Source organism: Nibricoccus aquaticus (assembly GCF_002310495.1).
GTDB lineage: Bacteria > Verrucomicrobiota > Verrucomicrobiia > Opitutales > Opitutaceae > Nibricoccus > Nibricoccus aquaticus.
This window is the reverse complement of the sequence record NZ_CP023344.1, coordinates 4040377-4063141: the sequence shown is the minus strand read 5'-3', so window position 1 is coordinate 4063141 and position 22765 is coordinate 4040377. Positions and strand designations below refer to the sequence as shown.

The following is a 22765-nucleotide window of genomic DNA, read 5'->3' as shown; positions in this document are numbered from 1 at the left end:
CCGCGCACCTTGCCCAGCCCAAAAATGAGCAATGCGCCTCATCTGTTTTGCAGACCGCTCGCATTGCCACCTCAGCGCCCACTTGGCCTCTTAGGCAAGCGTGCGCGCACGCGCTCCATCTCAGGCTTCGCTCAAAGCGCCCGGAAAACCACCGCAGCGTTCTGCCCGCCGAAACCGAGATTATTACTCAGCACCGTCTTCACGTTGGCGCTGCGCTTCACATTCGGCACGTAGTCGAGATCGCACTCCGGATCAGGCTCCGAGAGATTGATCGTTGGCGCGATTTCACGCGTCTGGATCGTCTTCACGCTGATCACCGACTCGATGCCGCCCGCCGCGCCGAGCAAGTGCCCGGTCATCGACTTGGTGGAACTGATCGCGACTTTGCGCGCGTACTCTCCAAACACCTTCTTGATCGCGAGCGTCTCGAACTTGTCGTTGTACGGCGTCGAGGTGCCGTGCGCGTTGATGTAATCGACCGACTCCGGCGCGATCTTCGAAGCCGCCAGCGCGCGCTTCATCGCCATCGAGAGCCCTTTGCCCTCGGGATCAGGCTGCGTGATGTGAAACGCATCACACGTCGCCGCGTAGCCAGTGACCTCGCAGTAAATGCGCGCTCCGCGTTTCTGCGCGTGCTCAAGTGACTCCAAAACCAAAACGCCCGCACCCTCGCCCATCACAAATCCATCGCGCCCGAGATCGAACGGCCGGCTGGAGTGCTTCGGGTCGTCGTTGCGCGTGCTCATCGCCTTCATCGAGCAGAAGCTCGCGTAGGCAAACGGCGTGATCGCCGCTTCCGCACCGCCTGCAATCATCACATCAGCATCGCCGCGCTTGATCATGTGCATCGCTTCACCGATGGCGTGTGTAGCCGTCGCACAGGCGGAAACGATGCCGAAGTTCGGCCCGCGCGCACCGATCTCGATGGCGAAAAGCCCGGAGCACATATTGACGATCAGCGACGGAATCGTGAACGGGGAAACTTTACGCGGACCGCCCTCAAAGAGCTTCTTCAACTGCGTCTCGTAAGTTTGCATACCGCCGATGCCGGAGCCGATCAGCACGCCGACACGATCAGAATCTTCAGCCGCCATATCGATGGCCGAATCCTTGAACGCCTGCTTCGCTGCCACGAAACCGAACTGTGTGTAGCGGTCGTTACGCCGCGCTTCCTTCGGGTCCATGTGCTGCTCCGCGCTCCAGTCACGCACCTCGGCACCGATCTGGCAGGCAAAGTTGGTGGGGTCAAATAACGCCACGCGATCAATGCCGCACTGACCGGCGAGCACGTTTTTCCAAAAGGTATCCACGTCATGACCGAGCGAGGCGACGACGCCGAGACCGGTGACCACGACACGTTGGGAGGCAGGCAGGTGGGATTCCATGAAGGTTGAGAAAATAGACAGGTTTGAACGCGGGAGCGAAGTGCAGAATCGAGTTTTTTGCTCTCAACGCGCACCCGATTTCAGCCGGGTGCGCACTCAATTCACAGGGGCTGAAAACAAAAAGGCGTTCTACCAGTCAGTTTCGCGAGAAACCCGGTAGAACGCCGAAAATCTAAAACGGCTTAAGCAGCGCCTGCTTTGCCTTTGATGTAGTCGATCACCTGACCGACGGTCTGAAGCTTCTCGGCATCGGACTCAGGGATCTCGCCCTTGATCTCATCCTTGAACTCTTCTTCGAACGCCATGATCAGCTCGACAGTGTCGAGAGAGTCAGCGCCGAGATCGTCGAGGAATGAAGCCTGCGGAGTGATCTGCTCTTCATTAACGTTAAGCTGGTTAACGATGATCTCTTTAACGCGCTGTTCGATGGTTTTTTGGTCGGCCATATTGGTTGAATTCGAAGGTTTGAAAAGGGTCACATCGACATACCGCCGTCAACGGCAAAAACTTGTCCAGTGATGTAGCTAGCCTCGTCGCTGCAAAGGAAAGCAACGGCGTTCGCGATATCCGCCGCTTCGCCGAAGCGTTGCATCGGGATCGTGGCAGCTGCGCCTTTCTGAACATCTTCGCTGAGCACGGCGGTCATATCGGTTTTGATAAATCCAGGTGCCACCACGTTGGCGGTCACATTCCGTTTAGCAAATTCCCGGGCGATAGACTTCGTCATCGCGATCATCCCGCCCTTGGCCGCCGCATAGTTGGCCTGCCCGGCGTTGCCCATGATGCCGACCACGGAAGCGATATTCACAATGCGCCCGTAGCGCGCGCGGCACATCGGCCAGCCGATGCCCTTCGTCCAGTGAAACGAACTGGAGAGGTTCGTCTGGATAACCGCGTTCCAGTCATCTTCCGACATACGTGCGATCAGGCCGTCACGCGTGATGCCTGCGTTGTTCACGAGGATGTCGATCTTGCCGAATTCCTCGATCAACGCTTCCGACGCCTTCGCGATTGCCGCGCTGTCTGCGACATCGACCGGCACCGCCTTGGCTTTGCCGCCCGCCGCGACAATCGCCGCCGCCACCGCGCCGCAACTGTCGGGTGATTTGGAAACGCAGATGACGTTGACGCCATTTTGGGCGAGCAGTTCAGCGATGGCTTTGCCGATGCCGCGTCCGGCGCCGGTAACAATAGCAGTACGATTATTGAAGGTCATTTCGGTAAGAGAAAAATCCCAAATGCCAAAAGTCCAAAAGCCAAAATATCAGCGCTCAACTAGCTGATCCTGCTTCGTGGAGTCTGGCTTCTGGGATTTCTTTGGAGTTTGTTTTTTGGACTTTTGAAATTTCTGGGCCGCGCAGCGGATCAGCCTCAGTACACGTCGCGCTGGTAGCGCTTGTCCTTCTTCATCTGCTTCACGTACTCGACCGCCTGCTCGGTAGTCATGCCGCCGTGCTGCACGATCACGTCATGCAGAGCGACGTCGACGTCCTTCGCCATGCGCTTGGCGTCGCCGCACACGAAGAAATAGCCGCCGTTCTTGAGCCATGCCCAGAGTTCAGCCCCGCTTTCGCGCATCTTGTCCTGCACATAAACCTTCAGGATCTGGTCGCGCGACCAGGCGAGATCAAGCTTATGCACCTGCCCCTTGGCCACGTAGTCATTCCATTCGGTATCGTAGAGGAAATCGGTCGCGTGCTTCTGATCGCCGAAGAACACCCAGTTGCGGCCCGTAGCGCCCGATGCGATACGATCTTGCACGAACGCCCGGAACGGCGCGATGCCTGTGCCCGGCCCGACCATGATCGCATCCTTGCTGCCGTCAGCCGGAGGCCCGAAGTGCGAGTCGGAAACGAACACAGGCACTTGCGGCGAGTTCAGCGCCACACGGTCCGCCATGAACGTGGAGCAAACACCCACGCGATCACGACCGGTCATGTGATAGCGAACAACCGCCACCGTGAGATGGATCTCGTTCGGAAATGCCTTCGACGAAGACGCGATCGAGTAAAGACGCGGCATCAGCTTGCGTAGATGATCAACGAACTCCTGCGGCGAAACCTTCGCGCTCGGATACTCGTTGAGCAGGTCGATGAACTCACGCTCTTCCAGATACACAGGGACGCGCTCCTTCGCCTCGGGTGAAATCCATTCCGTGAGCCGCGCTTTCTCACCGGCGTCGGTGGCTTTCGCCGCGAGCGTTTCTAGAATCTTGCGCGTCGGTTTCGACAGCGATAGACGGTTCGTCAGCGCATCGTGCAGCGTTATCGGTACCGGCAGCTTGAGCATCGCAGGCGAAACGAGTTCCTCACCGCTCGCTCCGAGACGCTCCACGATTTCCGCGACATCCGCCGGGCGGTTTTTAGGAAATACGCCGAGCGAGTCACCCGCCTTGTACTTCAAATCGCTGCCTTCGAGGCTCACCACGAAATGCCGGGTCTCCTTCGCGGAGCCGGGCTTGTTGAGCACGCGGTTCTCGGTGATTTTCGCCGAAAACGGATTGTCTTTATTGAACGTGGAGGGTGCGGCGGGAGCGGACATAAAAGCTGCATTTGGCGTCACCGCTCCGGCTCGCGCAAGACTTAGTTTCAGTCGGCGCGAGAGCTTGCTTCACTCTGGAAATTTCCGCCAACTCGCCTGCCCATGAGCGATTCCGAGTCGATCCGTTTGCAAAAATTCCTGGCCGATGCCGGCATCTGCTCCCGCCGCGCGGCCGAACAGCTCATCAAAGAAGGCGAGGTCTGGGTCAACTCCGTGAAAGCCACTCTCGGCCAGAAGATCACTCCCGGCGTCGATAAGATCACCGTCAGCGGAAAAAATGTCCGCCCCGTCTCTCAGCCTAAGATCACGCTCGCGATGCATAAACCCCGCGGCCTCGTCTGCACCAACGACGACCCGTTTCACGCCGATACCATCTTCACCGTCCTCCCGCGCGTCTTCGCCAAATACCGTTTCTTCTGCGCCGGCCGTCTCGACAAGGAAAGCGAGGGCCTCGTCATCCTCACGACCGATGGCGATCTCGCCCATCGCCTCATGCACCCGAGCAACATCGTGGTGAAGCGCTACCAGGTTTCGCTCGAGACGCCCTTCCCCGCCTCCCGCAAACCCGCCCTCCTCCGCGGCGTCACCATCGAGGGGGAACACATGCAGGTCGAGAAGGCCACGCTCATCGCACCCAACCGCGACGGCGCTTCGCTCCACCTCGACGTCCAGATGCACCACGGCAAGAAGCGCGAGATCCGCCACCTCTTCATGGCGCTCGGCTTTAATGTGAAACGCCTCAAGCGCTACCAGATCGGCGCCTTCCCGCTAAAAGGAATTCCTTTGCGGGCCGTGAAACCGCTTTCTAGCAAAGAAATCTCCCAGCTTTTCAAAACGCCGCGCATCCCCGGCGCTACCACCGACCACAATACTTCCGACAAAAAATCATCCCAACTTCATGAAGACTAATCTGCGTCTGCTCCTCGCACTCGTCGCCACGTCCGCGCCGCTCCTCGCTGCGCCACTCACCTCGACCACCGCGGTCCACGCCCGCCCCGAAGCCTCCGCGCCGGCGATCTCCGTGCTCAAGGCCGGCAGCGAGCCCACTCCCGCCATCGGCACCGCCCTCGCCCTCCCTCCCGGCTGGCAGGCCGTCGAGCTCACCGGACCGCACGAGGTGTATGTGAACGGCAAGGACATGACCAAGAACCTCGACATCAAGCCCAACGCCGAGCTCCGCACCCAGCCTAAGTCCGATGCCCCCGTCCTCAGTTACTACGTGACCGGCGACACCGCCGAGATCACCGGCCTTCGCGGCCGCTGGACCCAGCTGAAACTCCAAAAGAAAATCGTCGGCTACATCTACACGCCCGGCGCAGGCACCGCCGCAGCTGCGTCAACGCCCGCTCCCGCACCAGCCGCCTACACACCACCCGCCGCTTCTCCCGTCCCCGCAGTCGCATCCACCGGCGGCGCACCCGGCCGCCCCGCGCAGAACATCAACCTCGGCGACGGCGGCTCCTCCGCTCTCCCACGCCTCTTCAAAGGCCAGCTCGTCGCCACCAAAAAATTGATCGGCCGCGCCCCTTTCGCCTTCCAGCTCAACGATGACGGCGGCGAACGCTACGCCTACCTCGACACCAGCAAACTCCTCCTCACCGAGCAGGTGGATAAATACATCGACCGCACTGTCGTCGTTTACGGCACCGCCCGCCCCGTGCCCAATTCGAAGGACATCGTGATCCAGGTCGAAAGCCTCCAACTCCAGTAACCCGCTCCACGTCTCTCCGCCCACGCGACACACGCGCGGCCCGAAAACGGATTTCCCTTTCGCGCCGCCCCTGTGTTTCGTGGGCTCTCTTTTTCTATGGACCTCATCGACGGAAATAAAATCGCCGCTGACCTCATCGCCGAGCTGAAGGCCGAAGTCTCCCGCCTCCCCGGCCGCAAACCCTGCCTCGCGCTCGTCCGCGTCGGCGACGACCCCGCCTCGGTCTCCTACGTCACCAAGAAGGAGAAAACCTCCGCTGAGATCGGCATCACCAGCCGCATCATTCTTCCTCCCGTCACCATTACGCAGGATGAACTTTTTGCGATCATCGACCAACTGAACGCCGATCCCGCCGTCGACGGCATCCTCGTCCAGTCTCCACTTCCCAAGCACATCGACGAAGTCGCCGTCTTCCGCCGCGTCGCCCCGGAAAAAGACGTCGATGGTTTCAACACCATCAACCTCGGCAAAGTCGCCCAGGAAGACGACACCGCCTTCGTCTCCTGCACGCCCGCCGGCATCATGGAGCTCCTCGCCCGCAGCGGCACCGACCTCAAAGGCAAACACGTCGTCGTCCTCGGCCGCAGCCTCATCGTCGGCAAACCCGTCGCCCTTCTCGCCCTCCAGAAAAAAGCCGGCGCCAACGGAACCGTCACCATTTGCCACTCCGCCACGTCCAATCTCCCCGCGATCACCCGCCTCGCCGACGTCCTCATCGCCGCCATCGGCCGCCCCGAATTCGTCACCGCCGACATGGTCAAACCCGGCGCCGTCGTCATCGACGTCGGCATCAACCGCGTTCCCGACGTGTCCAAGAAATCCGGCTACAAACTCGTCGGCGACGTGCAGTTCGCCACCGTCTCGCCGCTCGCGTCGAAAATCACCCCCGTCCCCGGCGGCGTCGGCCCCATGACCGTCGCCATGCTCATGAAAAACACGGTGAAGGCCTTCAATCTCTCCGGCGCCCGCTAAACAAACTCCGCGCGGAGCCGTTAACTGGACTCCGCGTTTTCCACCGCTCCTCTTGCCGCACCCGCGTTTCTCCACCACGTTTCCCCACTCATGAGTTCGCCTAAAATCCTGGTCGTCGACGACCAGCCCGTGAACGTCCAACTCCTCAAACGGAAGCTGGAGCGCGAAGGCATTCAAGTCATCGCCGCGTACACCGGCCAGGACGCCCTCGATCTCGTTCCCGCCGAGAAACCCGACCTCATCCTTCTCGACGTCATGATGCCGGACATGGACGGCATGGAAGTCTGCCAGCGCCTCCAGGAAACCGAGGACACCCGTTCCATCCCCGTCATCTTCATCACCGCGCGCAGCTCGAAGGAAAGTAAACTCGAAGGTCTCGCCGTCGGCGCAGTCGATTACATCACCAAGCCCATCGACCTCGACGAAACCCTCGCGCGCGTCCAGACCCAGCTCCGCTTCGTCGCCATCAACCGCGAGATGGTCGATCTCCAGCGCCGTCTCCAGGAATCCCGCCGCGCCGCCACCGTCGGTGCCGTCACTCAAGGTATCGCGCACAACCTCAATAATCTCCTTGGCGTCGTCCTCGGCTACCTCGACCTCATCAAGGCCCATCACACGAAACCCGAGTTCGTCAAAAAGAACGCCGAGCACGTCGAGAACGCCGTCCAGCGCATCGTTAATATCATCAAACAACTCAGCACGCTCGTCGTGAAATCGCGCCCGCCGATGCTAAAGTTCAGCCTCCAGCGCCTCATCGAAGACGGCGTGAACCGCTACCAGAACGATTTCAAGATCACCGAGCCCGTCACCATCGACAACCCCCTCGGCGACCAGCCCGTCGAGACCCACGTCGAAATCTTCGAGGACATCGTCGCCAAGCTCCTCATCAACGCCTGGGAAAGCTACGGCTACAACGCCACCGGCAAACGCCCCATCGCCATCACCACACGACTCGTCGATATGCCCGGCAGCACGCGCGCCGTGGAGATCCGTATCGAAGATCGTGGCACAGGCATCGCCGCCCGCATCCGCGACACCATGTTCGAGCCCTTCGTCAGCACGAAGGAAACCGTCGGCGTCGGCATGGGCCTCACCGTCGCCCGCCACGCCCTTCGCAACCTCGGCGGCGAGATCAACGTCATCGACCGCCCCGGCGGCGGCTCCGTCGCAGTCCTCACTCACCCGCTCGAAAAGAAAATCCGCAAAACGCCTGTCACCGAGCCGCCTTTCCCATGAGCAAGATCGCCTTCCTCGGCGCCGGTCGCATGGCCTCCGCCATGGTCGACGGCCTCCTCTCCAAAGGCACCGCGCCTTCCGCCCTCATCTGCCTCAGCGGCTCCGGCAAAACTGCCGACACTCTCTCCGCTCGCACTGGCATTATCGCCACCACCGATCTCGCCGCACTTCTCCGCGACGCCGACGCCCTCGTCCTCTCCTGCAAACCTCAACAACTCGCCGGACTCGACCCGCGCCTCGCCGAACTCACCGCCGGCAAACTCGTCCTCTCCGTCCTCGCCGGAAAAAAACTCGCCCGCCTCTCCCAGGTTTTCCCCAAGGCCCGCAACCTTGTCCGCTCCATGCCCAACACTCCCGGCCAGATCGGCGCGGGCATCACCGGCTGGAACGCGCTTCATCCGCTCTCTCCCGCCGACCAGTCGCTCGTCGATGAAATCCTCGGCGCGATGGGCAAAACCGTCGCCGTCGAAGAATCCCAACTCGACGCCGTCACCGCCGTCAGCGGCTCCGGCCCTGCCTACGTCTTCGAATTCGCCGCCGCCCTCCGCGAAGCGGGTGTATCCGCCGGCCTGAGTCGCGAAGCCGCCTACCGGCTCGCCGTCGAGACGATCCTCGGCGCCGCCAAACTCATGGCCCAATCCACGGCCTCCGCAGAAGATCTCCGCAATCAGGTCACCTCGCCCAACGGCACCACCTACGCCGGCCTCATGCGCATGGAAGCCCGCGATTTTCGCGGCCTCATCCACGAAACCGTCGCCGCCGCCAAGGCCCGCTCCGAAGAACTCTCCCGCGACTGAGCGCCGCAGCGTGCAGCCCATGTCCGAGCTCACGCCGATCCTCTCCCGCCCGCGCCTCACCGCCGCCCAGCTCGGCGAAATCCACGCCGCCTTCGCCACGCGCGAAAACGTCGCCGACGAACTCATCCGCACGCTCACGCTCCTCGATCCGCCCCACGTCTGCCGCCCCCTTGGCCTCCTGCGCATGATCGCCAAGGACCGCGGCCTCTCCCCGGAGCACATCGCAAAAATCCTCCGCCACACCGACGCCTTTTCCGAACACTGGCTCTCCCGCCTCCTCGCCTGTCAGCTCCTCGCGATTACCGGCTGCCCGCGCGAAAACGAGGACGACACCGCCCCCTTCCTCGCCGACTGCTTCCGCGATCGCCGCGTCATCGTTCGCGCCTGGGCACTGACTGTGCTCTCACGCTTCACCGGCCCTCATCATCGCAAAACCATCGCCGCCCTCTTCGCCGCCGCCCGAAAAGATCCCGCCAAATCCATGCAGGCCCGTCTGCGACAACTCAACGCCGCCTCTAAAAATCCCGCACGCCAAACTCATGAATGACACTCCCGCCCAAAAATCCGGCCGCATCATCGAGTGGGACAAAAAAAAGGGCTTCGGCTTTCTCCACGACGGCACGCACCGCATTTTTATTCATCACCGCGACTTCGCCGCCCACCGCAAAGTCCCCGAGCCCGGCGACACCGTCACCTTCATCGTCGGCCAGGATGTCACCGGCCGCACCTGCGCCCAACAAGCCCTCATCACCAGCACCACCAGCCGCCTCAAAAAAAAGCAGTGGTTCGCCCTGCTGCTCCTCCTCGTCGCTCCCGCCCTCGCGCTCCACCGCCTCTCCCTCCGCTTCGACGCGCTTCTCCTCATCATCACCGCCGTCGTCCTCTCCGCGGCGACTTACGTCATCTACTGGTGGGATAAAAACCAGGCCCGCTCCGGCGGCTGGCGCACCGCCGAGAGTAAACTCCATCTCTTCGAGCTCATCGGAGGCTGGCCCGGCGCATTCATCGCTCAACGCCGCCTCCAGCACAAATGCTCCAAGCTCTCCTTCCTCGTCGTCTTCTGGTTCATTGTCATCGCGCACCAATTCGTCGCCATCGACTACCTCCTCAACTGGCGCCTCACGCAAAGCGCGCTTCAGCTCATCCAGCCCCCCGCCTGATCTCCCTGACCGGCACTTATCAAGTGCCGCACCCCTGACTCCGCATTCACTGCTTCCCGCGCTTACTCCTCACCACGCTCGCTCCTCACGGTTCGCCCGCTCAGCGCGCCGCCCACTCCGCCAGCTCTCCACTGATCCACGCGCTCGTCTTCGACACCCGCGCCATCGCCTCGATCAGCTCAGGAATATCCAGCGGCAGCGCCACGCCCGCCTCCTTCAACGTCGCCCACACCTGATTCGTCGGCTTGAGCAACTCATCGCGGATCGCCTTCGCGTGCGCCTCATCCGCCACCGCCGCCCACGCGAGGTGATTGGCGAGAAATAAACACGACACCACGGCCGACGACTCCGGCTTCGACACGCGCGCCAGATCTTCATGCGCCACCGCCGCGTCCAGTAACAACACCGGCGCATGAGCCGCCTCGAGCGCGAGCCGCCCGGCCTCTTCGTGCGTCGCCCCGAAAATCCCCTGCTCCGCCCGCGCCGCGCCCTGTCCGCCTTCATGCGCGAGTGTCAGCACCAGCGCATACAAGCCCGGCTCCGCCAGCGCGAACACCCACTTGCCCGCGTCATGCACCATCCCCGCCGCCGCCGGCAGATGCTCATCCGGCAAACGCAGCATCCGCCCTACTTCGTAAGACAAAATCGCCACCGCGAGCGTGTGCTCCAGCAGCATCGACAGATCCAGCGGCGACTTCACGCGCGACGCCTTCGCCACCCGCGCCGCCGCCACCAGCACCATCGTCCGGTAAACACCCAGCCGGTCCAGTGCGTGCCTCAGCGCCTGCGCCTTCGCCTCCGCCTCCGCCTCCGCTTCACGATCCAGCGGCTCGCTATCGATCGCCACCGGCGGCGCCGTATCCACCGTTCCGCCACCGAGCCGCGCCGCGATCTTCAAATAAAGCTCCCGAAACTTCGGCAGCTCTTCCACCGCGCCGATCACCTCGTCCATCGCCGCATTCGGAGCCCGCGCGATGAACGCATGCGCCTCCACCATCTCGCGCAGCGGCTTCATGGTCACCCACTCCGCCGCCAGCCGCCCGAGTTCACCCTTCGCGAATAACTCACGCCCCTCCAGCCGTGTGAAACCGTTTCCGTACGCCCACACCGGCGAACCCGCCGTCCTCCGGCAAAACGTCGCCGCCTGCGAAGCCGCCGCCGGCACCACCGCGTCGTTCGCCGACACCACCCGCTTCAAAACCTTCGGCGCGTCACCGCCTCCCGACATTTCCTTCACCCGCATGTACTCCAGCGAACGCTGCCGCAGCAAAATCAACAACGAGTCCAGCGACCTCAGCCCGCCCAGGATCGCCGCGTTGTGCTTCGAGCCGATCCCGCGCACCAGCCCTTCCGTCACGCTCTTGAGCACCGGCATCCCCAGCGCCGAGCTTTGATTAAAAATCTGCTGCACCGGTTCGCGCAGCGCCTGATCCTCGCGCTTCGCCGTGATCGCCTCGCGGAGCGCCTGGATGTTCTTCTCCAGTGCCGACGACGCCGCGCTCAACGTACTATAATAGTCACTCTCCGAAATCTTCAGCCGTGCGCACGCCGCCGCCGGCCGCTCCATCAGTCGCCCCGTCCAGTCCACCGCCGAGGCTTTCTTCAATTCCTCGAAAAGCACTTCTCCCTTGTACGGCTTCACGAGCATCGCCTGCACCCCCAGCTCGACATACTTCAGGATCGAGCTGCGCTCCGTATGCGCCGTGTACACCGCCACCGGCAGCCCCGTGAAAATCAAATCCGCGCGCAACCCTTGCAAAAACTCCCAGCCCCACTCCTTGCCGAGCTGATTATCCAGGATCACCAGATCGACGAGCGGATGCGCCCGCAGCAGCTCCCACGCTTTCGCCACACCTTCCGCGACCAAAATCTCATGACCCGCCCCGCCCAGGATTTTTCCGAGGATACGTTGTGAAAGTTTGTCGTCTTCTACGACCAGTACGGTGGCCATCGCGTGGGGAAGTGATTACAGGTCCGCTTTCAGTAGCAGGACGTTTCAGCGGGAAATCAACGAAACGCTTCGCCCATTTTTCGAGCGAAAACTCCTGCCGCCAATGCCCTTTCTCCCGACGCGCATTTCGCCCGCCTCCAGCCATCCTCTAATTCTCCGCCTGGAGGGACGGCCTCCGTGTCGTCCGCGCCCGATTTCCGCCCACGCTCCGCGCCGTCCGCAGAAACTAAACCTTGAAATAGCTGCACGCGCTCCCTAACCGCTCGCCAACACATGAAGTCTCTCATCATCGCGGAAAAGCCATCGGTGGCGGCCGATCTGGCCCGCGCTCTCGGCAAAGTTCCTAAAAAGGGCGAGCACTACGAAAACGACGACTACGTCATCTCCTCCGCCGTCGGTCACGTGGTGGAGCTCCTCATGCCCGAGGATATCGATAAGAAGAAATACGGTTTCTGGCGCCTCGAAACCCTCCCGATCATCCCCGAGAAATTTGAACTAAAGCCCATCGAGGACTCCAAGGAGCGCTACAACTCCCTCAAAAAACTCCTCGCCCGCAAAGACGTCGATCAGGTCATCAACGCCTGCGACGCCGGGCGCGAGGGTGAGCTCATCTTCGCCAATCTCTATCTCCTCTCGAAATCCAAGCTCCCGGTGAAACGCGCCTGGATGCAGACGATGACGACCGACGGTATTAAGAAGGCGTTCGAAAATCTCCGCACCTCCGAGGAAATGGCCGGCCTCGGCGACGCCGCCCGCTGCCGCTCCGAGTCCGACTGGCTCATCGGCATCAACGGCACCCGCGCCCTCACCAAGCGCATGTTCGGCTCCCGCGCAGGCAATGTCGCCTCTGTCGGCCGCGTGCAGACGCCCACGCTCGCCATCGTCGTCGCGCGCGAACTCGAAATCCGCGGCTTCAAGCCCCGCGCCTACTGGCGCATCACCGCCAACTTCGCCGTCACCAAGGGTAACTACGAAGGCGTTTATCAGCGTCCGTCCTTTAAGAAAGCAGAGGGCGACGACCACGACCGCATCGACCGCATCTGGGAACAAGCCGCCGCCGAAGCCGTCCTCGCCGCCTGCCAGGGCCAGCCGCCCGCCGTCGTCACCGAGGAAAAGAAATCCTCCACGCAGGCCTCCCCGCGTCTCTACGATCTCACGACGCTCCAGCGCGAGGCCAACAACCGCTTCGGCCTCTCCGCCCGCCGCACGCTCCAGATCGCGCAAGCCCTCTACGAGCGCCACAAGATGATCACCTACCCGCGTACCGATTCGCGCGCGCTCCCGGAGGATTACATCCCAACCTGTCGCGCCACGCTCGGCTCGCTCGACGGCGATCTCGCCGCGCACGGCCAGAAAGTTTTGGCCGAAGGCTGGCTGCGCCCCAACAAGCGCATCTTCAACAACGCCCAGATCTCCGACCACTTTGCGATCATCCCGACCGGTTCCGAAATGAAGAACCTCGATGAGATGGAGGCCAAGGTTTACGACATGATCGCCCGCCGTTTCGTCGCCGCGTTCTACCCCGCCGCCGAGTTCGATATCACCACGCGCATCAGCACCGTTGCGAGCGTTCACCAATTCAAAACCGAGGGCAAAGTCCTCACCGCTCCCGGCTGGCTCGCCGTCTACGGCAAGTCCGTCGTCGAAGACGAATCCGGCGCCTCCGACGGCAAATCCCTCCCGCCCGTCGACAACGCCGACGGCCAGCCGCCGAAAGCGAAAACCGTTTCCGCCGAGCTCCACGCCGAGTTCACCAAGCCGCCACCACGCTACACCGAAGCCACGCTCCTCTCCGCCATGGAAGGCGCCGGCAAACTCGTCGACGACGAAGAGATGGCCGAGGCCATGAAGGAACGCGGTCTCGGCACGCCCGCCACCCGTGCCGACACGATCGACGGCCTCATCAATCAGAAATACATGGAGCGCGTGCAGCGCGACCTCGCCCCCACACCGAAGGCCGAGTCGCTCCTCGAGTTCCTCGTCGCCGTCAAAGCCGAGGCCCTCACCAAGCCCGACATGACCGGCCAGTGGGAACACAAGCTCCGCCTGATGGAGCATAACAAATACGCCCGTCCGAAGTTCATGGACGAGATCGTCGAGGTCACCAAAGGCATCGTCGACCGCACCAAAAACTTCGAGGAAGACGAATCCAACTCCCGCGTCACCGACATCGTCTCGCCGACCGACGGCAAACCCATGCTCGAAACCCTGCGCGCCTACAAATCCCAGGACGGCGTCCTCGCCGTCTACAAAGTCGTCACCGGCCGCAAACTCGAAGAAACCGAGATCCGCGAACTCGTCACCGTCGGCGAGATCGGCCCGCTCGATGGCTTCGTGTCGCCGCGCACCGGCAACCGTTTCCCCGCCAAACTCCGCCTCGTCGACGACGTCAAAAATGAGGGCAAGCGGAAGGTCGAACTCGATTTCGGAAACAAGTTCGAGATCAACGAACTCACGCCCTTCTGGACCGACCCGAAGACCGGCGCCGAACTCTGTGAAGCGCCCACCAGCTACGTCCTCCGCGAGAAACAAGACGGCGCCTGGACGCAGGCCTTCAGCGTCGGCCGCCTGATGTGCCAGAAAGCCATCACCCGCGAAGACGCCATCAAGATGGTGAGCGAAGGAAAGTCTGACCTCATCAAAGGCTTCACCTCCAAAAAAGGCCGCCCCTTCGACGCCTACCTCCTGCGCAACGGCGCGAAGATCAACTGGGAATTCCCGCCCCGCGCCCCGAAAGTCGGCAAAGACGGCAAGCCCATCGCCCGCAAAGCCAAGGCCCCGCTCGACATTTCCAAAGCGAAGAAACTCGGCACCAGCAAAGCCCACGACGCCGACCTCTACGAAACCGACGAATCCTACGTCGTCGCCAAACCCAGCGGCGCCGACAACGCCCCGCGCGCGGTTTTCGAATTAAAGAAAACGCTCCTAGGAAAAGAAATCCCCGCGAGCGAAGTCCAGCAACTCCTCGGCGAAGACGGCAAAACCAACCTCATCGACGGCTTCGTCTCGAAACGCGGTTCAACCTTCAGCGCCTACCTCGTCCTCTCCAAAGACAAAAAGAAAGCCGACTTCGAATTCCCGCCAAGGTAAGTAGTGTAGCCGCCATGAATCTTCCAACGGTTATCCATTTCTCTCCTGAGAACTGGGGAGCCGTTGAACGGTTCGCACACTTCTGCGGGAAAACTTATACGTTTCCACCGAGAATTCAGGGATGCGTCGCAGGCACAACAGCTCATTTTCGGCGTGCTGATACGCTGAGACGAATCGCAGAATCTATGGTGCCTTCGATGAAGGCTGATCTTGAGGAGTTAGATCAAAAAGGATTCTCGCAATCTTCGCGGTCCAGCGAGGTCACCGCTGTGATTGAGGCTACAATCACTTCGCTATATGCATCAATAGACGCAGGCAGGAAGATCGTTACCCACATATTTGGTTCTCAAGGCTTCCAAGGATTTCCTGAATCAACCCGCAAAACGTTCAACACAGCAGCCGCAGGAAAGCTAGATCCGCGAACTCCCGAACCAATCCGCGCCGCGTTCTGTGACGCGAAGTGGTATCACGGACTTCGCGAATTAAGAGATGCACTTGCCCATATCGGCCCCGGAAATTGCCACCTGAATCGTGAGACTGGCTTAGTCATGTACTTTCATGACGCGATTAGGGATGAAGCAAAACTCAGATACATATCGGATATTTTCGCCGAACTCACAAAGTACTTTGACTCAGTAAACCGTTTCCTAGGCCAAGTCTTCGGAGCATTGCTTGCTACGTTAAAAGACGAGGAGGTATGGCAAATGTGCGGGATTTTCTCTGGGAGACTTTACCATCGTTTCGTTCGGCCAAGCGAGGCCAAGGACTTTAACTCTGGCCGTTGCGATGCTCATTCTTGGTTTGATTTGCCCGACAATCCACGATGTCCGTTCGCAGATATTTGCTCTGCCTATAGTCGAAGAAATCCGAATTCAGAAAACAAAGATGCTCAGACCTAGAGGTGGAACGCTCACTCCGAGCGCGTTTCGAACGACTGCCCGCTTTCTCCCACACTCGCCTTCACGCTCCAAGAAACGGGGACGGAAAAGATCAGACCTGAATGTTTGCGGTGCCAAAAGCGGAACGCGCTGGCTTGGCACTCAGAAGCACAGCGACCTCACGCGCTTCTCTCTTCGCCACCTTCGCCCCTTCGCGAGACAAACCTCCTCGCCCTTCGCTCCGTCCTCAGCGTCTTCGCGTCTTTGCGCTTAAACAATCGCATCGCCCGCTTTCGTTCTCACTCGCATTTATGAACCACAAACCGGTCGTCCCTCGCACTCATCCTGCGGTCGAAACCAGCCTCACCACCGATCTCCCGTCATGTTCATGCTGCAACATCTCGTCCGTGTCCTGATCGTCTTTGGCGTATGCTTCACTGTAGGCTGCTCGCGAAAACCACCCGTAGAAAAATTCGACGTTGGCAACGGCACCACGCTCGCACTCATCCGCAGCGGGAAGGGCGGGCCCACTGTCGTCTTTGAAAACGGATCCGGCAAATTCTCGGGAATCGAGAGCGGCGACAGACTTCGGAAGCAACTCGGCTCACTCACTTCCTTCGTCGCGTATGCACGTGCCGGACGAGCGCCCTCAAGCCCGGCAACCAGCCCGCGCACGCTTCCCACTATCGCGGCCGAGCTGCACACCTTGCTCGAAAAAGCCGGCTGCCGTCCGCCTTACGTTCTGGTCGGAGCATCGCTCGGCGGCGTCTACGTTCGCGCGTTCGCCACGCTCTACCCGGATGAAGTGGCAGGCCTCGTCCTCGCGGAAAGTGCTCACGAACGACTGTGGTTCGAAGGCGATCGACTGATGGGCGTCGAGCCAGGTACAGCCATTAAAAACACAATCGACATTCTCCGCGCACGTCCCGACCCCGTTTCCGTCCGTGAGTTAGAAGACTTGTCGCCAGTCTGGGCCTCCGGCAATCTAGGACTGCCGGGGAAATTGCCGGATGTTCCCCTCGTCGTCATCACCGGACTCAAACCCGACCGGCCGGAATCACAGCTGAAAATCCTGCGCCAGCTTCACGGCGAACTTTTCGCGACATCGTCGCGCGGCATGCACATCGTGACCAGCAAGAGCGGGCATAACCTGAATTCAACTGAGCCAGAACTCGTCGCCAACGCAGTACGCTGGGTTGTGGAAGCTGCGCGCGACAAAGAAACTCACGCCAAACCTGAGCCAGCGCAGCCCGCTCAGTAAGTTTACTGAATTCACAGAAAAAGGGTCAGATCTGAATGTTTGCGGTGCCAGATTTGGGACGCGCTGTTTGACGCCCAGGAACCACAGCGACCTCACCGCGCTTCTCGCTTCGCCACCTTCGCCCCTTCGCGAGACAACCTCCTCGCCCTTCGCTCCGTCCTTAGCGTCTTCGCCTCTTTGCGCTTCAACAATCGCCCAGCCCGCTTTCGTACCTCACTCGCATTTCCCGCAGTTCACAGCCCCGAAATGCCTGCGCGAATACCGGTCTTCCTTTTCCCGGCACGTCTGGAAAAGGGGCAAACTTTGCACACGGCCACGGAATGCGGCTCAGACTGATCGCAGTTTCTCACTCAACGCCTCCGATCTGAACATGCACCGTGCGCATGCTTTGGATCGCATGCGCAAAAACCCATTGCGCTCCGCCCTGTCTTGCGCGGCCATCACCCCATGCCGCAACCCACCGCCCGCGAACGCTTCTTCCCGCTCCTCCGCACCGCCCTCGCGGAAAGCACCTTCGTGAAGCTCACCCTCGGCAAACACCGCGGCCGCGACGCCACGCTCAACAACCTCTTCATCCGCCCCGTCGTCCTGAAGACCGGCCCCCAGCTCACCTTCGTCTACCGCCACGCCACCCGCGACATCACGAAGAACCACCCCTACGGCGAAGCCATCGCCCTCATCGAGCAACTCACCGGCACCGACTTCCTCGACGCCCACCTCTTCACCGACGCCGAAACCGTCCAGCTCACCACCGCCGCCGACGGCACCGCCCGCTTCTCGCTAAAAAAAAACTCTCCCGCCCCGTCAGCCCTGACGCCCCTCCCCGAATCAGCTGACACTCCCGGCACCCAATCCGCCGCTCAACCTCCGCCAACTCCCTCCGCTCCGTCGTCCGGCGTTCAACCCTCAACTCTCGGCGCTCAACGCTCCTTCCCGCCCGCGCCCGTCGCGGCGATTTCCCACGATCGCCCCCGCGGCCATCTCGTTCCGATCACCACACCCTGGCTCCGCCCTCTCGGCATCACCAACGCGCGTGGCCAGCCCGTCGAGGCCATGGCCGGAAAATTCCGGCAGATAAATAAATTCGTCGAACTCCTCAGCCACCTCGCCGCTGAAGCCAACCTCATCCCCGCCGCCAAACCCCTCGACGCCGCCTTCGCGACTCAGCCTTCGTCCTTCGTCTCTCAACCCTCAGCTCTCAACGCTCAACCTTCCGCCTCCTCCCCCGCCCCGCTCCGCATCGCCGACATGGGCTCCGGCAAAGGCTACCTCACCTTCGCCACCGCCGCCTTCTTCGGCCCGCGCGCCGACGTCCTCGGCATCGAAACCCGCCCCGAACTCGTCGAACTCTGCAACCGCCTCGCCCGCGAAAATAATCTCCCCACGCTCCGCTTCGCCGCCGGCACCATCGCCGATGCCAAGCTCGAGTCGCTCGACATCCTCATCGCGCTCCACGCCTGCGACATCGCGACCGACGACGCTCTCCTCCGCGGCATCAACGCCGGCGCCAGACTCCTCGTCGTCTCCCCCTGCTGCCAGAAAGAGCTCCGCCCGCAACTCACCGCCCCCGCCGTCCTCGCCGATGCCCTGCGCCACGGCATCTTCCAGGAACGCCACGCCGAATTCGTCACCGACGCCCTTCGCGCCCAACTCCTCGAATGGGCCGGCTACAAAACCAAAGTCTTCGAATTCATCTCCACCGAGCACACCGCGAAAAACCTCATGATCTCCGCGATCAAGGCCCGCGACCGCGGCACGGCTAACGACCCCACCGCCGAAAAAATCCGCGCCTTCGCCCGCTTCTACGGCATCCGCCACCACCAACTCGCCACCCACCTCGGCCTCGCTCTCTGATAATCCATACTCCGAAACTCAGGAAAACCGAAACGAGCCATCCGCAGACAACCGCCGAAATCGAAACCTTCGCGTCGTCGCGTCTTCGCGCTTCAACTCACCCGTCGCATACCAGCCCGCCTAAATTTCACCTCAACTCCGCCTCATCCGTCTCTTCCTCTTTGCTCTGCCTTCGCGCCTTCGCCTCTTCGCGATTCAATTCCTCCCCTGCCTTTTCCAGCCTTCCAGAGTTCCAGATTAACTCTTCTCCGCTTCGCCACACCCCTTTCTTCGCCATGCCCATGCCCACCGCCCGCGACCGGTTTTTCACCCAGCTGAAAACCGCGCTCTACGAAGGCACCTTCGCCGAGATGGTCCTCGAAAAATACCAGGGCCTCGACCGCCGCATGAGAGCCATCTCCGTCCGCCAGACCTCCCTGCTCCCCGGCAAACAAATCATCACCTTCATCCACATCCACGAAGGCCACCAAACCGAAAAAACATTCTCGATCCACGAAGCGCTCGCCGAACTCCAGAACCTCATCGGCAAAACCTTCCTCGACGCCCACCTCGTCTGCGCCTCCGAGACCTACCAGCTCACCTTCACCCTCCGCGGCGTCGGCAGCCTCAAGATAACCCCCAACAGCGAAATGCCGTCCCGCCCCGACGACACTCCCGCTCAGGACGAAACTTCACCCACGCCCACATCTGAGCCCGCCGCCTCCACGGCCACCCCGTGGAACCGCGCCCTCGATGCCGCCGCCAAAAAAGCCGGCGTCCTCGACGCCACCAGTTTCTCCCCCGCATTCATCAACGAATTTCTCAGCTGGCTGACTCCGCTCCTCGAATACGCCGTCCGCCCGTCTAAAAAGAAGACCGCCTCCGCCCGCGAACACCCCATCACCATCGTCCAGCTCGGCTCCGGTCGAGGCCAGCTCGCCTTCGCCCTCGCCACCACGCTCGGCACCCGCGCACGCATCCACGGCATCGACGCCAACCCCGCCCTCCTCGATCTCTGCAACCGCGTCGCCGGCGCCGAAGGCCTGATCAACCTCGCCTTCACCAAACCTCCCGCCCCCGGCGCCTCCGCTCCCGAGTTTGACGTGCTCATCGCGCTCAACGCCCGCGACACCGATGCCGACGACGCTCTCGCCCAGGGCATCGCCGCCGGCGCTCCTCTGATCATCGTCGAGCCCTGCGCCCACCGCGAACTTCGCGCCCAGCTCCCCGCCCCCACCCACTGGCCCGAAGCCATCCATCAGGAAACCCTTCTCGCGCATCAGACCGGCCCCATCACCGACGCCTTCCGCGCCCTCATCCTCGCCTGCGCCGGCTACAAAATTAAAACCCTCGAACGCCCCACCTCCGCCACCAGCGCCGCCAATCTCCTGATCGCGGCCCTCAAACCCCGCATCCGTCCCCAGGAAGTCACGACCGACGCCGTCCGCGCCTTCGCCCGCCACCACGGCATCCGCCACCAACACCTCGCCAAGCGCCTCGGCCTCTCCCTCTAAAACTCCGAATCTGGAACTCAGGAACGAACCTCAGCAACTTGGCATCAACCAGACCGAAACCGTCCCCCCCCTTTTTTCCAGTGTTCCTGGGTTCCAGATTAAGTCCGCCTCATTCGTCTTCACTTTGCTCCGCCTTCGCGACTTAGCGTCTTTGCGTCTTTGCGTTTCAATCCATCCCCGCCTTTTTCCAGCCTTCCTGAGTTCCCGATTAACTCATCCTCTCCATCCGCTTCGTCCTTCTTCCCCGCCTTTTCATGACTTGGTCCGACCTCGACTGGCCCGCCCTCGACCGCCTCCGCGACGGCTTCCTCTCCGGCTCCGCCGCCAACGGCCCCTACTGGCGCTCGCTCTCCGACCTCGCCAGCTACGACTTCACCTACGCCGAACGCGTCGGCTGGAAATGGGACGCCGTCCTTGCCGAACTTCGTCGCCGTAACTGGACACCGCCCTCCCGCACACTTCTCGACTGGGGCTGCGGCAGCGGCATCGCCGGCCGCCGTGCCCTCTCCGCCTTCGGTGCCGAGAACTTCGATACGCTCCAAGTCTGGGACCACTCCCCCCTCGCCCGCCAGTTCGCCACCGCCGCCGCCAAAGAAAACTTCCCCACGCTCTCCGTCTCCGAATTCTCCCCTTTCACCCCTCACTCTTCCCCCTTCACTCTTCTTCTTAGCCACGTCCTCAACGAACTCCCCGCCCCCGCCCGCTCCGAACTCTTCGCCCTGATCGACCGCGCCGACGCCGTCATCTGGATCGAGCCCGGCACGCACGCCGTCAGCCGTGACCTCGCCTCCGTCCGCGATCGACTCCGCGCCGACTTCGACCTCGTCGCCCCCTGCACGCACGCGCTCGATTGCCCGCTCTTCACCGCCGCCAACGAACGCCACTGGTGCCACTACTTCGCCCCAGCGCCCTCCGGCATCTACGCCGATTCCAACTGGGTGAAATTCGGCCAGCGCGCAGGCGTCGATCTCCGCTCGCTTCCCTACAGCGTCCTCGTCCTCGAACGAAAGAACCTCCGCCCCGCGTCCGCTCCGCTCCCGCCCGACGCCAGCCGCGTCCTCGGTCGCCTTCGCGTCCACAAAGCCCACACCGACCTCCTCGCCTGCGACGCCACCGGCCTTCACGACCTGAAACTCTTCAAGCGCACTGACCCCGCGCTGCACAAACAGCTCGACCGCAACCCGCCGACTCCCCTCTACCGCTTCGCGCGCGAAGAAGAAAAAATCACCGCCGCCCAGCCGCTGTTTCCTTAAACAGCTTTCGCACGCTTCGTGTGACTCCATCTCCACGTCTCCAGCACCGGCCACTTCTCGACCTTCAGAGTGACCTCGATCACGTCACCCACCACGAAGTCATCGCGATCCGTCCTGAGGATACGAAACCCCCAATGCGGCGCGCGCTGCGGATCGAGCGGCGACGAACTCAGGCTCAAATCCTCGTCCACCATCGCGCGGAAAAACACCACATAGCCATCGAGCCGCCCGGCGTTCACGACCGTGCGTGAAAAACGAATCTCCTGCGGCAGCTCCGCTTCATTCACTGTGTGCAGATCGAACGACAACACCGGCTCCGGTTTCCCCAGATAGTGATCGATGATCCCGAGATCGGTGCTCACGAGCCGGTAGTAAGCAGGCTCCTGCGGCCGACTCCGCTCCATGCAACCGTAGTCATAACCCTTCACCGTCATCTCCCAAATAAACGGCACCAGCCGTTCATCGCGCACTTTGATCGGCTCGCAAAAAAGCTCGAACCGGCTCGGCACGATCAGCCCGCCCGGTTTCAACAACCGCTCCCGCAGATCGCTGATGTTTGCCACCATCGCCTCGTCGAAAAGACAGTCGCCCATCTGCTCGTGCAGGATCACGTCCACCTTCTCCGTCAGGGAAAACTCTTTGCTGTGCTTCGCGACGAACTCGACGTTCTCCAGCCGGTTGTGCGCCGCGATCTCCTTCGCGTGATCGAGAATCTTCGAGTGATCGATCGCATAAACCTTCGCCGCGCCCGCCCGCGATGCGAACGCCGCCAGGATTCCCGTGCCCGTCCCCAGATCGATCACCCGCGCCCCCGGCTTGATATGCCGCGAGATCGCCGCGTGGTAGAAATTCATTCGCTGCCGGTCCGCCAGCATCCGCTCCTGCTCGTGCAAACTCGCGAAGTACCGATGATTGAAATCCCGATACCGCGCCTCCGGCGAAAGCTCATCCTTCGGATAAATCCACGCCGCGCGCTCCGGCGCCCCATCCGCCCACTCGCGCCCCCACGCCAGCCCGCGACGGATAAGAGAAAGACAGCGGGAGGTGAGAAATTGGAGACATGAAAGGAGCATCGTTTGCCGGGCCTAAAAAAGACCCAAGCCCCCAGACCGTGCGCCCCGCTTCCCTCAAGCGCAATGCCTCCCTTCACACAAACACACCCCGGCTTTTCCATGGGCTCATC

The 22765-nt window shown here is 61.8% G+C and carries 19 protein-coding genes; 13 read left to right on the top strand and 6 right to left on the bottom strand.

Annotation, left to right across the window (positions count from 1 at the left end; genetic code table 11):
* Positions 1-131: 131 nt before the first annotated feature.
* From fabF to CMV30_RS16380, 4 genes are all read right to left on the bottom strand, one after another.
* On the bottom strand, positions 132-1385 hold the full coding sequence (gene fabF / locus CMV30_RS16395; protein WP_096057027.1) for a beta-ketoacyl-ACP synthase II: 1254 nt from the start codon (positions 1383-1385) through the stop codon (positions 132-134).
* 182 nt (positions 1386-1567) lie between these two features.
* The gene (acpP, locus tag CMV30_RS16390; protein WP_096057026.1) at positions 1568-1831 is read right to left on the bottom strand and encodes an acyl carrier protein; all 264 of its coding nucleotides are present in this window, start codon (positions 1829-1831) and stop codon (positions 1568-1570) included.
* Positions 1832-1860: 29 nt separating this feature from the next.
* Entirely contained in the window at positions 1861-2601 is a 741-nt protein-coding gene (gene fabG, locus CMV30_RS16385) for a 3-oxoacyl-[acyl-carrier-protein] reductase (RefSeq protein WP_096057025.1), read from the bottom strand.
* Between the two features lie 155 nt (positions 2602-2756).
* Positions 2757-3947, bottom strand: a complete 1191-nt coding sequence (locus CMV30_RS16380) for a sulfite reductase subunit alpha (RefSeq protein WP_281254865.1) — start codon at positions 3945-3947, stop codon at positions 2757-2759.
* Between the two features lie 81 nt (positions 3948-4028).
* Here CMV30_RS16380 and CMV30_RS16375 point away from each other — a divergent pair, with 81 nt between their 5' ends.
* The 7 genes from CMV30_RS16375 to CMV30_RS16345 all read left to right on the top strand — a co-directional run bounded on the left by CMV30_RS16375 (position 4029) and on the right by CMV30_RS16345 (position 9802).
* Positions 4029-4835: a pseudouridine synthase gene (locus CMV30_RS16375; protein ID WP_096057023.1), complete on the top strand. Its 807-nt coding sequence runs from the start codon at positions 4029-4031 to the stop codon at positions 4833-4835.
* Complete coding sequence (locus CMV30_RS16370; protein WP_096057022.1) at positions 4825-5637, top strand: SH3 domain-containing protein; 813 nt, start codon at positions 4825-4827, stop codon at positions 5635-5637. Before CMV30_RS16375 ends, CMV30_RS16370 begins: the two co-directional genes overlap by 11 nt.
* A gap of 96 nt (positions 5638-5733) precedes the next feature.
* Positions 5734-6609, top strand: coding sequence for a bifunctional methylenetetrahydrofolate dehydrogenase/methenyltetrahydrofolate cyclohydrolase FolD (gene folD / locus CMV30_RS16365; RefSeq protein ID WP_096057021.1), 876 nt, complete (start codon positions 5734-5736; stop codon positions 6607-6609).
* 90 nt (positions 6610-6699) lie between these two features.
* A complete protein-coding gene (locus tag CMV30_RS16360; protein WP_096057020.1) occupies positions 6700-7845 on the top strand; it encodes an ATP-binding response regulator in 1146 nt (381 codons plus the stop codon).
* Positions 7842-8642 (top strand): pyrroline-5-carboxylate reductase, encoded by an 801-nt coding sequence (gene proC, locus CMV30_RS16355; RefSeq protein ID WP_096057019.1) that lies wholly within the window; start codon positions 7842-7844, stop codon positions 8640-8642. The genes CMV30_RS16360 and proC overlap by 4 nt, the downstream gene beginning before the upstream one ends.
* Positions 8643-8661: 19 nt before the next feature.
* Entirely contained in the window at positions 8662-9189 is a 528-nt protein-coding gene (locus CMV30_RS16350) for a hypothetical protein (RefSeq protein ID WP_096057018.1), read from the top strand.
* Entirely contained in the window at positions 9182-9802 is a 621-nt protein-coding gene (locus CMV30_RS16345) for a DUF1294 domain-containing protein (protein ID WP_096057017.1), read from the top strand. Before CMV30_RS16350 ends, CMV30_RS16345 begins: the two co-directional genes overlap by 8 nt.
* Before the next feature lie 100 nt (positions 9803-9902).
* Here the strand turns inward: CMV30_RS16345 and CMV30_RS16340 are convergent, their stop codons facing one another.
* The gene (locus CMV30_RS16340) at positions 9903-11753 is read right to left on the bottom strand and encodes a response regulator (RefSeq protein WP_096057016.1); all 1851 of its coding nucleotides are present in this window, start codon (positions 11751-11753) and stop codon (positions 9903-9905) included.
* A 273-nt stretch (positions 11754-12026) separates the two neighbouring features.
* Between CMV30_RS16340 and CMV30_RS16335 the strand changes: the two genes are divergently transcribed.
* From CMV30_RS16335 to CMV30_RS16315, 6 genes are all read left to right on the top strand, one after another.
* Positions 12027-14843 carry a type IA DNA topoisomerase gene (locus CMV30_RS16335; RefSeq protein ID WP_096057015.1) on the top strand — a complete coding sequence of 939 codons (2817 nt, stop codon included), beginning with the start codon at positions 12027-12029 and terminating at the stop codon, positions 14841-14843.
* Positions 14844-14857: 14 nt separating this feature from the next.
* Positions 14858-15742, top strand: coding sequence for a hypothetical protein (locus CMV30_RS19600; RefSeq protein ID WP_138223340.1), 885 nt, complete (start codon positions 14858-14860; stop codon positions 15740-15742).
* Between the two features lie 361 nt (positions 15743-16103).
* Positions 16104-16982, top strand: a complete 879-nt coding sequence (locus CMV30_RS16330) for an alpha/beta fold hydrolase (RefSeq protein WP_096057014.1) — start codon at positions 16104-16106, stop codon at positions 16980-16982.
* 447 nt (positions 16983-17429) lie between these two features.
* A complete protein-coding gene (locus CMV30_RS16325) occupies positions 17430-18836 on the top strand; it encodes a class I SAM-dependent methyltransferase (protein ID WP_175414918.1) in 1407 nt (468 codons plus the stop codon).
* Between the two features lie 275 nt (positions 18837-19111).
* On the top strand, positions 19112-20329 hold the full coding sequence (locus tag CMV30_RS16320) for a methyltransferase (RefSeq protein ID WP_096057013.1): 1218 nt from the start codon (positions 19112-19114) through the stop codon (positions 20327-20329).
* Between the two features lie 254 nt (positions 20330-20583).
* Entirely contained in the window at positions 20584-21582 is a 999-nt protein-coding gene (locus CMV30_RS16315) for a small ribosomal subunit Rsm22 family protein (protein ID WP_096057012.1), read from the top strand.
* Here CMV30_RS16315 and CMV30_RS16310 read toward each other — a convergent pair.
* Entirely contained in the window at positions 21579-22655 is a 1077-nt protein-coding gene (locus tag CMV30_RS16310) for a methyltransferase domain-containing protein (RefSeq protein ID WP_096057011.1), read from the bottom strand. The two genes, CMV30_RS16315 and CMV30_RS16310, sit on opposite strands and share 4 nt — an antisense overlap.
* Positions 22656-22765 lie beyond the last annotated feature (110 nt).

Excerpts from the sequence above, each read along its gene's own strand:
- CMV30_RS16340 (WP_096057016.1), bottom strand. The coding sequence starts at position 11,753 with ATGGCCACCGTACTGGTCGTAGAAGACGACAAACTTTCACAACGTATC.
- CMV30_RS16370 (WP_096057022.1), top strand. The coding sequence starts at position 4,825 with ATGAAGACTAATCTGCGTCTGCTCCTCGCACTCGTCGCCACGTCCGCG.
- CMV30_RS19600 (WP_138223340.1), top strand. The coding sequence starts at position 14,858 with ATGAATCTTCCAACGGTTATCCATTTCTCTCCTGAGAACTGGGGAGCC.
- CMV30_RS16330 (WP_096057014.1), top strand. The coding sequence starts at position 16,104 with ATGTTCATGCTGCAACATCTCGTCCGTGTCCTGATCGTCTTTGGCGTA.
- CMV30_RS16345 (WP_096057017.1), top strand. The coding sequence starts at position 9,182 with ATGAATGACACTCCCGCCCAAAAATCCGGCCGCATCATCGAGTGGGAC.
- CMV30_RS16350 (WP_096057018.1), top strand. The coding sequence starts at position 8,662 with ATGTCCGAGCTCACGCCGATCCTCTCCCGCCCGCGCCTCACCGCCGCC.
- CMV30_RS16310 (WP_096057011.1), bottom strand. The coding sequence starts at position 22,655 with ATGCTCCTTTCATGTCTCCAATTTCTCACCTCCCGCTGTCTTTCTCTT.
- CMV30_RS16375 (WP_096057023.1), top strand. The coding sequence starts at position 4,029 with ATGAGCGATTCCGAGTCGATCCGTTTGCAAAAATTCCTGGCCGATGCC.
- CMV30_RS16315 (WP_096057012.1), top strand. The coding sequence starts at position 20,584 with ATGACTTGGTCCGACCTCGACTGGCCCGCCCTCGACCGCCTCCGCGAC.
- fabG (WP_096057025.1), bottom strand. The coding sequence starts at position 2,601 with ATGACCTTCAATAATCGTACTGCTATTGTTACCGGCGCCGGACGCGGC.
- proC (WP_096057019.1), top strand. The coding sequence starts at position 7,842 with ATGAGCAAGATCGCCTTCCTCGGCGCCGGTCGCATGGCCTCCGCCATG.
- CMV30_RS16325 (WP_175414918.1), top strand. The coding sequence starts at position 17,430 with ATGCCGCAACCCACCGCCCGCGAACGCTTCTTCCCGCTCCTCCGCACC.
- CMV30_RS16335 (WP_096057015.1), top strand. The coding sequence starts at position 12,027 with ATGAAGTCTCTCATCATCGCGGAAAAGCCATCGGTGGCGGCCGATCTG.
- folD (WP_096057021.1), top strand. The coding sequence starts at position 5,734 with ATGGACCTCATCGACGGAAATAAAATCGCCGCTGACCTCATCGCCGAG.
- CMV30_RS16360 (WP_096057020.1), top strand. The coding sequence starts at position 6,700 with ATGAGTTCGCCTAAAATCCTGGTCGTCGACGACCAGCCCGTGAACGTC.
- CMV30_RS16320 (WP_096057013.1), top strand. The coding sequence starts at position 19,112 with ATGCCCATGCCCACCGCCCGCGACCGGTTTTTCACCCAGCTGAAAACC.
- acpP (WP_096057026.1), bottom strand. The coding sequence starts at position 1,831 with ATGGCCGACCAAAAAACCATCGAACAGCGCGTTAAAGAGATCATCGTT.
- fabF (WP_096057027.1), bottom strand. The coding sequence starts at position 1,385 with ATGGAATCCCACCTGCCTGCCTCCCAACGTGTCGTGGTCACCGGTCTC.